This window comes from Breoghania sp. JC706 (assembly GCF_037026715.1).
Taxonomy (GTDB): Bacteria; Pseudomonadota; Alphaproteobacteria; order Rhizobiales; family Stappiaceae; genus Breoghania.
The window spans coordinates 473993-485305 of the sequence record NZ_JBANCG010000005.1 but is presented as its reverse complement, the minus strand read 5'-3'; the positions used below and the strand labels follow the sequence as shown (position 1 = coordinate 485305).

Below are 11313 nucleotides of genomic sequence, written 5' to 3'. Positions count from 1 at the left end.
GCCTGATTTCGACCGCGGGGCCGGCTCGCGGGGGAAGGCGCTCGGCTCTATTCAGCGCCGGCGGGCGCGGTGAACACGTCGACTTCGGGCACGTCGCCTTCGAACTTCTCAACGTCCACCATACAGGTGTGCGCCGATGTCGCCTGCGCGAGACGCGACGAGCCGATGTCGATCGTCAGCACATTCGGGTCGCCGTACTTGCACAAGGTGTTGGGATCGGAGTTGTCGAGCGGGTCGTACCAACCGCCTTCCTGCACCTGAAGCACGCCGGGCCGGATATCATCGGAGACAACCGCACCTGCCAGGATCTGCCCGCGGCCATTGAAGACCCGCACCACGTCGCCGTCCGATATGCCGCGCTCGGCTGCGTCCTGCGTGTTGATCACGCAGGGTTCGCGATCGGCCACCGCGTAGAGTTCACGCACCACGGTCGCATTGAGCTGTGAATGCATGCGGTAGTCGGGATGGTTGGAATTCAGGTGAAGCGGATAGGTCTTGTCCTTCATGCCAAGCCATTCCACCGGCTCCAGCCAGGAGGCATGCGGCGGGCAATCGTCGTAACCGAACTTCTCGATGGTCTTTGAGAAGATCTCGATCTTGCCCGTCGGCGTCGGCAGCATGTTCATCAGCGGATCCTCTCGGAACTCCGCATACTTGACGCGACGCAGGTTCTTTTCCGGGATCTCGAATTCGACGATGCCCTTCTCCCAGAAGGTGTTGAAATCGGGCATGGAGACCTTGCCCTGGGAATCTGCTGTCGATTTGGCCTGCTCATAGGTCTCGCGGACCATGTCGAGCTCGCTCTTTCCAGCGGTGAAGGCCTGGCCGAAGCCCAGCCGATCGGCGAGATCGGAGAAAATCGCGTAGTCGGTCCGGGATTCGAACACCGGGTCGACGATCTTCTTCATCGCCACGTAGGCGCGCTTGGAAACCGTCCCCACCTGCTCGATCTCGTCGCGCTCGGCAGTAGTCGTTGCGGGCAGGACGATGTCGGCGAAGCGTGCCGACGAGGTCCACTGGAAGTCCTGCACGACAACCGTCTCGAACTTCTTCCAGGCCTTGCGCATGCGGTTGCGGTCCTGGTGGTGGTGGAACGGATTGCCACCGACCCAGTAGGTCATCTTCACATCCGGATAGACGTGCGTTTCGCCGTTGTGCTCATAGGGTTTTCCAGGCCCTTCCAGCATGTCGACGATGCGCGCAACGGGGATGATCTTTGCGCCCTTCTCGGCCGGCCATTCCTTCTTCTCCTGCCGGGTGCCGGTGGAAAGCCCCGGTGCCAGGCTCGGCGCGTCGGAGGAGGGGGAACCCTGGCTGTAGAGATGGTAGTTCTGGCAGAAACCGCCGCCGGGCAGCCCGACCTGACCGACCATCGCGGCCAGCGTCACGAACACCCAGGGCCACTGCTCGCCATATTGCATGCGCTGGGTCGACCAGCCGGACACCAACATGGTGCGGCCGTTGACGAGCCTGCGCGCCAGAGCGCGGATGTCATCTGCCGAAACCTCGGTCAGCTCGGCCGCCCATTCCGGCGTCTTTTCAACCTTGTCCCAGCCGTCGCCCTTCAGATAGGCGGCGAATTCGTCGAAGCCGTAGGTGTAGTCGTTGATGAAGTCCTTGTCATAGAGGTCTTCGGTGAGCAACACGTGGCAGAGGCCGAGTGCGAGGGCAACGTCGCTGTGTGGGCGCACGGGCACCCATTCGCCGCCGAGCGACTTGCACGATTCGATCTGGACGGGGTTGATGAAGACGGACTTGATGCCGGCCTTCTTCATGTCCTCGAACCACTTGTATTCCTCATGGTCGGGCAGGGCGAAGGCGATCTGGTTGGTCTTGTAGGGATCGGAGGCCCAGAAGACGATCAGTTCGGTGTTTTCCACCACCGACTGATAGCTGGTCTGCGGTCCGGCAGCGTCGATGGAGCCGAGCACATAGGGCATGATGCCTTCAAGTGCGGCCTTGGAGTAGTTGGACGAACTCGTCACCGCTCCGCCAGCCATGTTCATCATGCGTTTTAGCATGACCTGCGGATTGCCGATCTTGCCGGAGCTGCGCCAGCCATAGCTGCCGGCATAGAGCGCCCAGGGGCCTTCCTCATCCTCAAGACGCATTATTTCGCCGGCGACGAGATCGAGCGCCTGATCCCAGGTTACGCGCACGAAATCACCGTCACCACGGCTGTCGCGTTCCGCCTGAGGGCCTTTTTCCAGATAGGCGCGACGCACCATCGGATACCGGATGCGGGCTGCGTTGTAGACGATGTCCTGAACGCCCGGGAGCTGTTCTGAGGGGTGGTAGTCGCCTTCCCAGGGGCGGATCTTGGTGAACCGGCCGTCCTCCACGGTCGCCCAGAAAGCCCCCCAATGGGAGCCGCCGAGCACTTCCTTGGTGCCGTCCGCGGCAAAGGCGGAGCCGACGGAACCCGGCAACAGCGAGCCGGCGGCGCCGAGCGCGAGGAGAGAGGAAGTCGCTGTCAGAAAGGTTCTGCGCGACAGGGAAGTGGTTGTGACGTCTGAGACGCTCATTGCTTATTCCCCCAGTATTGGGTTGGCTCTTTTGTCGGCAAGACGGAGTTCAGGCCGCCGCCGGCTCGGGGCATGGCAGTGGAAGGTTCAGGAGGCTCTCGAGGAGGCGTGCCGCGTCAGCGTAAAAGCCTGTCCGGTCGAACGAGGCGCAGGCGGCGGCGAAGTCGGGAACCCAACCGTTCAAGCGCGCGTGCAGGTTGTGGATCACGTCGATATCGGCCTGCTCTTCGGTCAGCCCGGCAAGTCGCAGCGTTTCCTGAAGCAGCGAGAGTTCGAGCACCAGATGATCCGGCGCTTCGGGGAAGTCGGCGGAAGGTGCCAGGCCCTGCTGACGCAGCAATTGGGCCATGATGCCTGCCGGCTCCTGGAAGAGCCGCCCATTGCCGACATAGGCAGATTCATAAGGAGGGGCGGACTTCGGGCCTCCGGCTCCCAGGAAAAGCAGGCAGAAGGCCTTGTTGAGTTCGACCTCGGCTTTCGCCGTGTCTCCGAAGCTGCGGGCTCGTTCACGCAGGCTCTCCGCCGCGCACTTGAGCTGGGGAATTGCGGCGAGTGCGGCCAGCGGGCCCTGATCCAGTGCCAGATGGATGCTCTCGACATCGCCCTTGTCCAGCGGGGCTCCGAATATTCCGCTCAAAGTGGCGAGAGCCTCGGCGTAAAGCGGACCGGGAATGGTATCGGCGTGGTTCATGAGGATCCTCGGTCTTGAAAGGCGGGAAGGGAGGGGATCTCGCCGGCGCTGAGTGGGCGAGATCCGCAAGAAGGTCAGCTCTGCTTGGGCATGTCCTTGGCGTGGAGCTGCAGGTAGTTCTGAAGGAAGCGGACTTCCTCGGCTCCCAGCGCCGTGTTGCCCTTCATGTCCTTGACGATGCCCATCCACTGATTGGCCAGGAAATGGTCGGGTGCCGCCGCGCTGTGGCATGCCCCGCATGCGGCGCTGTACATCTCTTCGCCGTAGTTCATCAGGCCGCTCTTGTCGGAGGTGAAGGCATCGGCCTTTGTCCAGACGGTGATCTCGCCTTCCTTCCAGTTCAGGTCGGTATCGGGATCGGTCTTCGTCTCGATGACTTTGGCCTTGTCGGCCATATCCTGCGTGACCGTCGCAAGGAACAGCCTGCGGCCCATCTCCTTGACCAGAACGCGTTCCATGCCTTCCTGCATCCAGCCGTCGATCCGGACCTTGATCCAGTCGCCGTCGCGTTCGGCGACGTGAACTTCGGTCAGCGGGAGGATGTTGCCAGCCGCGCGGTCGCCGTCTCCTGTCGGCTTGTCGCCGTAGAGCTTGGTCGTGGAGAAGGCGTAGAGGGTGTCGGCGCTGCGGTGGTCCGGCGCGTCCGCGACGATGGTCTTAAACAGCGATTTGTAACCGCTTGACATGTCGGGCAGGTGGTGGGCGATGCCCTTGTGGCAGTCGATGCAGGTATCGCCGTCCTTCATCGCCTTCTGCATCATCTTCGACGCCTTCGGGGTCTGATGTTCGAAGTCCATCGCCTCAAAGGAATGACAGCTGCGGCATTGGGCCGAATCGTTGGCCTTCATTTCGGCCCACACGATCTTTGCCAGGCGCAGTCTTTCCTGCTCGAACTTTTCCCGCGTATCGATCGTGCCGGTGAGCTCACCCCAGACGTCGCGTGCCGCCAGGATCTTCGCCTTGTAGAGGGGCCAGCCGGACTTCGGGACATGGCAATCCGGGCAGCTCGCCCGCACGCCTACGGGATTCGTGTAGTGAATGGTGGTCTTGTATTCCTCGAAATTGTTATCCGCCATCGTGTGGCAGCTGATGCAGAATTCCGTGGAATTTGTCAGTTCAAGGGCGGTGTGGAAGCCGATGTAGCCGACAACACCGACGGCAATGCCAACCACGGCGAAGACACCGGCGCCGGCGATGGCGACGGGACGTTTCATGAAGCGGCCAACCGCTCTTAGGAGTTTTTTCATCTGGTCCCCGACAGTCCGTACGGTGATCACAATTAGGTGTAGGGGGACCGTGTCCGGATGTTGTAAAGGGAGGTTGCGACGATCTTTAACGAAGGTCGTGAAGTTGTAAACGAAATGAGACAGGCCCATGCGAGCAGTACCCGCAAGCAATTCCCTCGGGGTCCGGATTGCCGTCGTCGACGATGAGCCAACTATCCAGGAGACACTCAAGGCCTACTTCGAGACCGCAGGATTCCTTGTGTTTACGGCGGATAGCGCCGATGCGTTCCGCCGTCTCGTGGACCGCGAGCGGATCGATCTCTTCCTTCTCGACATCAAATTGCCCGACTGCGACGGATTGACACTCATGCGCGAGATCCGGGATCGTACGGACGCGGCGGTCATCCTGGTTACGTCCCGTTCGGACGAAATCGACAGGGTTGTCGGACTCGAATTGGGCGCGGATGATTACGTAACGAAACCATTCTCCACCCGGGAGTTGCTTGCGCGGGTAAACAGCGTGCTGCGGCGCACGCGCACTGACGCCAAGGCGGATCGGGTCGGCGTCCGCCGTTTTGCCGGATGGACACTCGACCTTGAATCCCATCGGCTGACGTCTCCGGCCGGCGAGTCAAGCCGCCTGACCCATGGGGAGTTCGATCTGCTGGCAGCTTTGACGCGGTATCCGGGCAAGATCATGAGCCGGGACGAACTCATCGCATCCGTGACCGATCGTGAATGGAACCCCAACGACCGCACGATCGATGTCCTGATCAGCCGGCTCAGGCGAAAGATCGAGCCGGAACCGGGCCGGCCCAGTCTCATCGCGACCGAATACGGTATCGGTTACGTGTTCACGGAACCCGTTACGTGAGGCATTCTTTCGGAGCGCAACGAGCGGGGGGATGGCGAACCGTTCCCGTTCTCGTTCAACCCGTCGCGTTCGTGTTCGCCACGCTTTTCAGCTCGCGATTGGCCTGTTCGGAAAACGCTCTCAATTCGTCATCAAGGACGAGAAGCAGGGTGGCGACGGCGCGACGGGCCAGCGCCTGATCGCCCGCTTCGGACGCCCGTTCGGCGGCCTGTGCGTATTCGGCAATCTTTTGCGCTCCCACGTGGCTTGCACCGCCCCGGATGCGGTGTGCGATGTCGGCGATCGCCTGCAGGTCGCCCATGCGCAACGCCAGGTTCAAGCCTTCCGCCACATGCGGCGTTTCGGTGATGTACAGCTGGACGATCTTGTAGGCCCAGTCGACCCCGAGATCCCTCGCATGCTGGATGAGAATGCTGCCATTATCTTCAATAGGTTGTGCCGATTTCAGGCGTGGTAGCAGCCCAATCGCGCGCGCCATCGCCATTTCCAGTTCTTCCCGCCTGAAGGGCTTGCCGAGAAAACCATCGAAGAGATCGGGTTCGCCGGCGAGCTTTTGCTCTGCGGTGAGATCGGCGCTCAGCGCGATGACCGGGACCATCCGGCGTGTTTCGTGCTCCAGTGCGCGGATCCTCCGGGTCGTTTCGATACCATCGATCCGGGGCATCGAGAGGTCCATCAGGATAATGTCGAAGTCGGTGTCGGCCGCCGCTTCGATCGCCGCAATCCCGTCTCCTGCGACGGTGACCTGATGGCCCCCGCGCCGCAAGAATTCCTCCGCGATCATTGCATTGACCGGATTGTCCTCGGCAACAAGGATCATCAGGCTGGGCAGGGTTCTGGCGACTGGCGCTTCTTCGACGTCGGCGTCGCGAGCAAGCGCGACTTCCATCGGTATGTGAACGGTGAAGACCGTGCCGCCGGCAGGAGGGCATTCGAAGTCTATGTGTCCGCCCATCATCTGCAGCAGGCTCTTGCATATTGCGAGCCCGAGGCCGGAGCCGCCGAAGCGACGCGACACCGTGCCGTCGGCCTGGGTGAAGGGATCGAAGAGAATGTCGCGTTTTGCCGGCGCAATGCCGATACCGGTATCGGTAACGACGAACCGGATGCTGGGATGGTCGGGCGTACGGCCTGAGGGAGCGAGATCCACCTGCAGGGCGACGGACCCCGTTTCGGTGAACTTGACCGCGTTTCCGAGCAGATTGAGGAGGATTTGACCGATCTTGGCGGCGTCCCCCATCAAGAGATCGGGAACGTTCGGGTCAACTCGCGATGTGTAGGCGAGCCCCTTCTGGTGGGCATATGAGGCGACGGTCGCCTCGACGACACCGATCTGTTCGCGCAGGCTGAAAGCCCGGTGTTCCAGGGAGAACTTGCCCGCTTCGATGCGGGAATAGTCCAGGACATCGGTGACAAGGTCCCTCAACAGCTGCCCGGACTTCTCCAGCGCCTCAATCCAGCGCCTTTGTTCCGGGTTGAGCGGACTTTCCTTGAGCAGTTGAACCGTGCCCAGAACGCCGTTGAGCGGCGTTCGGATCTCGTGGCTGATGGTTGCCAGAAACAGCGATTTTGCCCGATTGGCCTCCCTGGCGTGATCAACGAGTTCGTCTCGCAACTGATCCAGATGCCGGCGCAGGTGCTCTGCCTTGAGCACTTTTCGGCGCAGGCCCTCAAGCGTGGCGCCGATGGCACCGGGCTCATCCCGGTAGCGGGAAACTGAGACCGGCGTCTGGTAGTCGCCCGTTTCCAGTCTCTTGATCGAGGAGGTGATCGCGGCCATCGGGAATGAGAAACGGTCGCGCAGGAAAGCGGACGCGACATAGCTGAACAGGAGCACAAGGACCAGCGAGAGCGTCCACAGGCCGCCTTCCATGAGAGCTCTCGTCTGTCCCGCTTCCGCATTCTTGCGCGCCAGATCGAGCGCGACATGGCCGATGCCGATGATCGAGCTGTATACGTCGAAGCAGTTGTCGGCCCAGTTTCCCGGTTCCGGACCGCGGTGTCCGTTCCCGGAAAGGCCGGCCAGTACGGCACTCATCCTGCGCTGGGTCTCGGCCGTCCTTGCCTGCCCGTTGCGCACGGCCTCGATGAGTTCGGGATACTGGGGAAGATGGGATGCCGTGACCAGCATGCGCGCCCACAGTTCCCTGTAGGCCCCGATATCCTGCTGCCAGCCATCCCGCTCGGCTTGCGTCAGCGCGATGTCGCGTTGGACGGAACGTCTGAAGTCGGAGCATTGGCGGGAATACCTGTCGCGGACGGCAAAGGACATCTCGCGGATAGAGACAAGCTCGGCCAGCGCCGGATTGAGGGCATTGATGACCGTGCCCACATGGACGGAGGTGTTCACGTAGGCATTCGCCATGCCGTAAATCGACTGCCGCCAGTCCTCGATCCGTGCGATATCACGTCGGTCAATTGGCAACGCCGCCTGTTGCCGAACGGCGGGCACGTTGGCCAACTGACTGTTTCGGGTGCGTGTCAGTGTAGCAAGGTCTTCGAGCCGGTTCGTGAAGTTGCCTTTCTCCACGCCCTGATAGACAAGCTGATGGATCTTGTTGACGCGATGGAGCGCATCATCGACGGGCTTCTCGGCCTGTTGGGTGGAGAGCAGAGCGACGCCGACTTTTCCGATTTCGCCGCGCGTCTCGTTGGCGGCAACGAAGAGTGTCCGGTCCAGGGCAACCAGATCGACGATGCGCCTGGCATCGATGAGTTGGCGCCATGAGACGGCGACACCGGCAAGGGTTGCGCCAATCATGATCAGGATCGCGACGCCGAAGAGGAACTTGATCCCCTTGGCGATTGAAATCCGATCTAAAAGGCGCTCCCGCCGGCGCTGCTTGCCATCCCTGGCTTTCGCCATTTGCTCCGTCAGCCCTTGGGCCGGAAGCTGACGACCACGGCGGGATCGGTCTCGATGCGTCCGGCGCCTATGAGGTCGAGACAGTAGGGAATGGCAGGGAAGACCGCATCAAGCGACATCGCGATCGCGGCGGGCTTTCCGGGCAGGTTGAGATAGAACGTTTTTCCGCGGGTGCCCGCCGTCTGGCGTGACAGAATGGATGTGGGGGTTTGCGCCAGGCCGACCTTGCGCAGAAGTTCTCCGAAACCGGGAAGCTCCTTCTCCAGAACCGCCTTCATCGCCTCCGGCGTCTGGTCGCGAGGCGAGGGGCCGGTTCCTCCCGTCGTCAGGACCATGTCGGCATGAACCACATCGGCGAGCCGGATGAGCTCGTCGCGCACGACCTCCTCACCGTCGGGAATGACGACTCGCTCGATCTCGCAAGGGGACGTGATCGCCTTCTCCAGCCAGTCGACGATAGCCGGACCGGAGACGTCTTCGTATTCGCCTCGGCTCGCTCTGTCGGAAATGGTTACGACGACGATCTTCATTGGGTGCTCAGCCTCCAAGGACGGACATGTGGCGACCGATGCCGCTCACGGTCTCGGTCGCGACGGAAAGATTGTGACATTCGGGCTTCCGGGCGATGGCGTCGAAGATCTCTGCCTCGACGAGTTCATCCCCGGAAGAGCCGCGCAGGGCTTCACGCAGGCTTACGGAACTGTCCTTGCCCAGGCAAGTAAACAACTCGCCCGTGCAGCTTACCCGAAGCCGGTTGCAGCCGGCACAGAAATCACACGAAAGCGGGGTGATAAAGCCAAGCCTGCCGCCTGTCTCTTCCACACGGACGTAACGCGCGGGGCCGCCCGTCTTGTCTTCGAGCGGCGAGAGTGTCCAGCGCCGTTCCAGGTCGCTCCTGACCTTCTGGAGGGAGAGAAAACTCTTGGCCCGGTCGTGATGGACGTCGCCCAGCGGCATTTCCTCTATGAGGGTCAGGTCCATGCCGCGGCTGTGGGCGAATTCGATCAGATGGTCGACCTCCTGCTCGAATTCGCCGCGCATGGCGACCGAGTTGAGCTTGATCTTCAGACCCGCCTCCTGGGCGGCCTCCAGGCCGGAGAGAGCCTTCCGGACATCGCCGCCGCGAGTCAAGGTCCGGTATCGGTCAGGATCGAGGCTGTCGAGTGATACGTTGATCCGGCGAACGCCGAATTCGCGAAGCTTGCCGGCAAAGCGCGGCAGTTGCGTGCCGTTCGTGGTCAGGACGAGCTCGCCGAGTTCTCCGGTGCCGATGTGGTTGGAAAGCATCTCGAAAAGACACATCACGTTCTTGCGCGCAAGGGGTTCTCCGCCCGTGATGCGGATCTTGCGCACGCCGTGCCGCATGAAGACGGCCGACAGCCGGTACAGTTCTTCAAGTGTCAACAGGTCGCGGTGGGACACGAAGCGCATGTGCTCCGCCATGCAGTAGACGCAGCGCAGATCACAGCGGTCGGTGACCGAAAGGCGCAGGTAGGTCATCGTCCGGCCGAAGCTGTCGGTCAGAAGAGGACCCTTGGGGGCGGCTGGTGGAACGGAAACTTGATCTTGGGACATGCTGTTAACGTGCCTGGGCGTGTTCAAGGGCATCGCGGCACCAGGCCAGAACCGCATCGGGCCTGGCCGGCAGGAGGGCGTACGACAGATCTCCGACGTAGTCGCTCCATTGGGAGCGGTAGTCCTGGCTGATCGTGGTGAGGACGGGAATTTCGAGATCGAGCGCCTTCTCGAAGACGGCACGCATTCCGCCGCCCTCCGCCTCGGCGCGTCCGAAGCGGTTGACGATCGCCAATTCGGGCCGGGTCTGGAGACGGGCAAGAGCGAGAACCGTCACCCGCGCGAGCCTGTCCGGATCGAGTTGGCAGCTTTGGGAGGTTGATCCGAGCACCTGCATGATCGTAATGCGCTCGCCGGTTTCCACATCCTCCATGGATGTCACGTTCCGACAGCCGCTGTCATCGCAAGCGCCGCGTTGAACGAAACCGGCGATGGAGCGTCCTTCGCCTTGCAGCTTTGCGATTACGGTATCGAAGAGCGGTTCAACCGAACTCTTGTCTTCGGCGGCGATTGCCGCGAGGCGATGATCGCTCGTCACGGTCTTGTCCCGGCTATTGGCTTTGGTCTGCAGGCTTAGCTTCCGTGGCGGGGCGATAGCCGGTGGCGGGAGGGCCTGCTGCGGCCTTGTTCTCGAGATCTCGTATCTGGGCCCGCCGGCTGCTCGTCATCGTGAAGGTTCGCGATAGTCGCAACATTCGGTTCGGGCGAGGCAAAGGTGGTTCTGCCATCGATGCTGTTGTGGCGCAGATCGCGGGTGCAGGGCCTTGATTTGCCTCAATCACAGGTCGTCCATGGTGATGGAGCACCCTCGGCAGGCAGGCCGAGAGCGCCCCAAGCGGCAGCAACTCGCGATTGTACCGGGCGGCGTGACAAATCGCCGTCAGTGCAACCTTTTGCCTCGCGCACGCTGGTCACGGCCGGAAACTTGAAGCGACATGGTGAATTCGCCATGATCTCCCCGCATCGCGAAGTCCGATCCTGCTGCGGGGCTTTGCGACTTTCCTCTGACCGGAGTTGTCTCATGCCGCGTTACCGTCTGGATGATCACGCACCGCAGGTCGACGAAGAGGCCTTCTGGATCGCCCCGGATGCGCACGTTATCGGCCAGGTCGTCCTGGGCCGGGATGTCGGTATCTGGTTCGGCAGCGTGCTGCGCGGCGATAATGAGCCGATCCGCATTGGCGCGCGCACGAACATTCAGGAAATGACGATGATCCACACCGATCCGCGCTTCCCGGTCACCATCGGAGAAGGGTGCACCATCGGGCACCGGGCGATCATCCACGGCTGCACGATCGGAGACAATTCCCTGATCGGGATGGGGGCGATCGTTCTGAACGGCGCAAAGATCGGCAGGAACTGTCTGATCGGAGCCGGCGCCGTGGTGACGGAGGGCAAGGAGATCCCCGATGGCAGCCTCGTCATGGGAATGCCGGCAAAGGTCGCGCGGGCACTCGATGCGGAGGCGATCGAAGGCTTGAAAATGTCAGCGGATCGCTACGTCGCCAACTGGAAGCGCTATGCAGCCGGGCTTGCCAAGATCGATTGAGGGGCAG

General features: G+C 61.9%; 9 protein-coding genes. 2 read left to right on the top strand and 7 right to left on the bottom strand.

Annotated elements, in window-relative coordinates:
- Window positions 1-47: 47 nt before the first annotated feature.
- The 3 genes from torA to V2L18_RS13185 all read right to left on the bottom strand — a co-directional run bounded on the left by torA (window position 48) and on the right by V2L18_RS13185 (window position 4430).
- The gene (gene torA / locus V2L18_RS13195; protein ID WP_336178723.1) at window positions 48-2525 is read right to left on the bottom strand and encodes a trimethylamine-N-oxide reductase TorA; all 2478 of its coding nucleotides are present in this window, start codon (window positions 2523-2525) and stop codon (window positions 48-50) included.
- 49 nt (window positions 2526-2574) lie between these two features.
- Window positions 2575-3216, bottom strand: a complete 642-nt coding sequence (locus tag V2L18_RS13190) for a molecular chaperone TorD family protein (RefSeq protein WP_336178722.1) — start codon at window positions 3214-3216, stop codon at window positions 2575-2577.
- 74 nt (window positions 3217-3290) lie between these two features.
- Complete coding sequence (locus V2L18_RS13185) at window positions 3291-4430, bottom strand: NapC/NirT family cytochrome c (protein WP_336178721.1); 1140 nt, start codon at window positions 4428-4430, stop codon at window positions 3291-3293.
- Window positions 4431-4590: 160 nt separating this feature from the next.
- Between V2L18_RS13185 and V2L18_RS13180 the strand changes: the two genes are divergently transcribed.
- Window positions 4591-5316, top strand: a complete 726-nt coding sequence (locus V2L18_RS13180) for a response regulator transcription factor (RefSeq protein WP_336178720.1) — start codon at window positions 4591-4593, stop codon at window positions 5314-5316.
- A 55-nt stretch (window positions 5317-5371) separates the two neighbouring features.
- Here V2L18_RS13180 and V2L18_RS13175 read toward each other — a convergent pair whose 3' ends face one another.
- The 4 genes from V2L18_RS13175 to V2L18_RS13160 are packed head-to-tail and all read right to left on the bottom strand — an operon-like array spanning window position 5372 to window position 10295.
- Window positions 5372-8182: an ATP-binding protein gene (locus V2L18_RS13175; RefSeq protein WP_336178719.1), complete on the bottom strand. Its 2811-nt coding sequence runs from the start codon at window positions 8180-8182 to the stop codon at window positions 5372-5374.
- A gap of 8 nt (window positions 8183-8190) precedes the next feature.
- Window positions 8191-8712 (bottom strand): molybdopterin adenylyltransferase, encoded by a 522-nt coding sequence (gene mog, locus V2L18_RS13170; RefSeq protein ID WP_336178718.1) that lies wholly within the window; start codon window positions 8710-8712, stop codon window positions 8191-8193.
- Between the two features lie 7 nt (window positions 8713-8719).
- Entirely contained in the window at window positions 8720-9757 is a 1038-nt protein-coding gene (moaA, locus tag V2L18_RS13165) for a GTP 3',8-cyclase MoaA (RefSeq protein WP_336178717.1), read from the bottom strand.
- A 4-nt stretch (window positions 9758-9761) separates the two neighbouring features.
- Window positions 9762-10295: a DUF2478 domain-containing protein gene (locus tag V2L18_RS13160; RefSeq protein ID WP_336178716.1), complete on the bottom strand. Its 534-nt coding sequence runs from the start codon at window positions 10293-10295 to the stop codon at window positions 9762-9764.
- Window positions 10296-10778: 483 nt separating this feature from the next.
- Here V2L18_RS13160 and V2L18_RS13155 point away from each other — a divergent pair, with 483 nt between their 5' ends.
- The gene (locus tag V2L18_RS13155) at window positions 10779-11306 is read left to right on the top strand and encodes a gamma carbonic anhydrase family protein (RefSeq protein WP_336178715.1); all 528 of its coding nucleotides are present in this window, start codon (window positions 10779-10781) and stop codon (window positions 11304-11306) included.
- Window positions 11307-11313 lie beyond the last annotated feature (7 nt).

Excerpts from the sequence above, each read along its gene's own strand:
- torA (WP_336178723.1), bottom strand. The coding sequence starts at position 2,525 with ATGAGCGTCTCAGACGTCACAACCACTTCCCTGTCGCGCAGAACCTTT.
- mog (WP_336178718.1), bottom strand. The coding sequence starts at position 8,712 with ATGAAGATCGTCGTCGTAACCATTTCCGACAGAGCGAGCCGAGGCGAA.
- V2L18_RS13175 (WP_336178719.1), bottom strand. The coding sequence starts at position 8,182 with ATGGCGAAAGCCAGGGATGGCAAGCAGCGCCGGCGGGAGCGCCTTTTA.
- V2L18_RS13190 (WP_336178722.1), bottom strand. The coding sequence starts at position 3,216 with ATGAACCACGCCGATACCATTCCCGGTCCGCTTTACGCCGAGGCTCTC.
- V2L18_RS13155 (WP_336178715.1), top strand. The coding sequence starts at position 10,779 with ATGCCGCGTTACCGTCTGGATGATCACGCACCGCAGGTCGACGAAGAG.
- V2L18_RS13180 (WP_336178720.1), top strand. The coding sequence starts at position 4,591 with ATGCGAGCAGTACCCGCAAGCAATTCCCTCGGGGTCCGGATTGCCGTC.
- moaA (WP_336178717.1), bottom strand. The coding sequence starts at position 9,757 with ATGTCCCAAGATCAAGTTTCCGTTCCACCAGCCGCCCCCAAGGGTCCT.
- V2L18_RS13185 (WP_336178721.1), bottom strand. The coding sequence starts at position 4,430 with ATGAAACGTCCCGTCGCCATCGCCGGCGCCGGTGTCTTCGCCGTGGTT.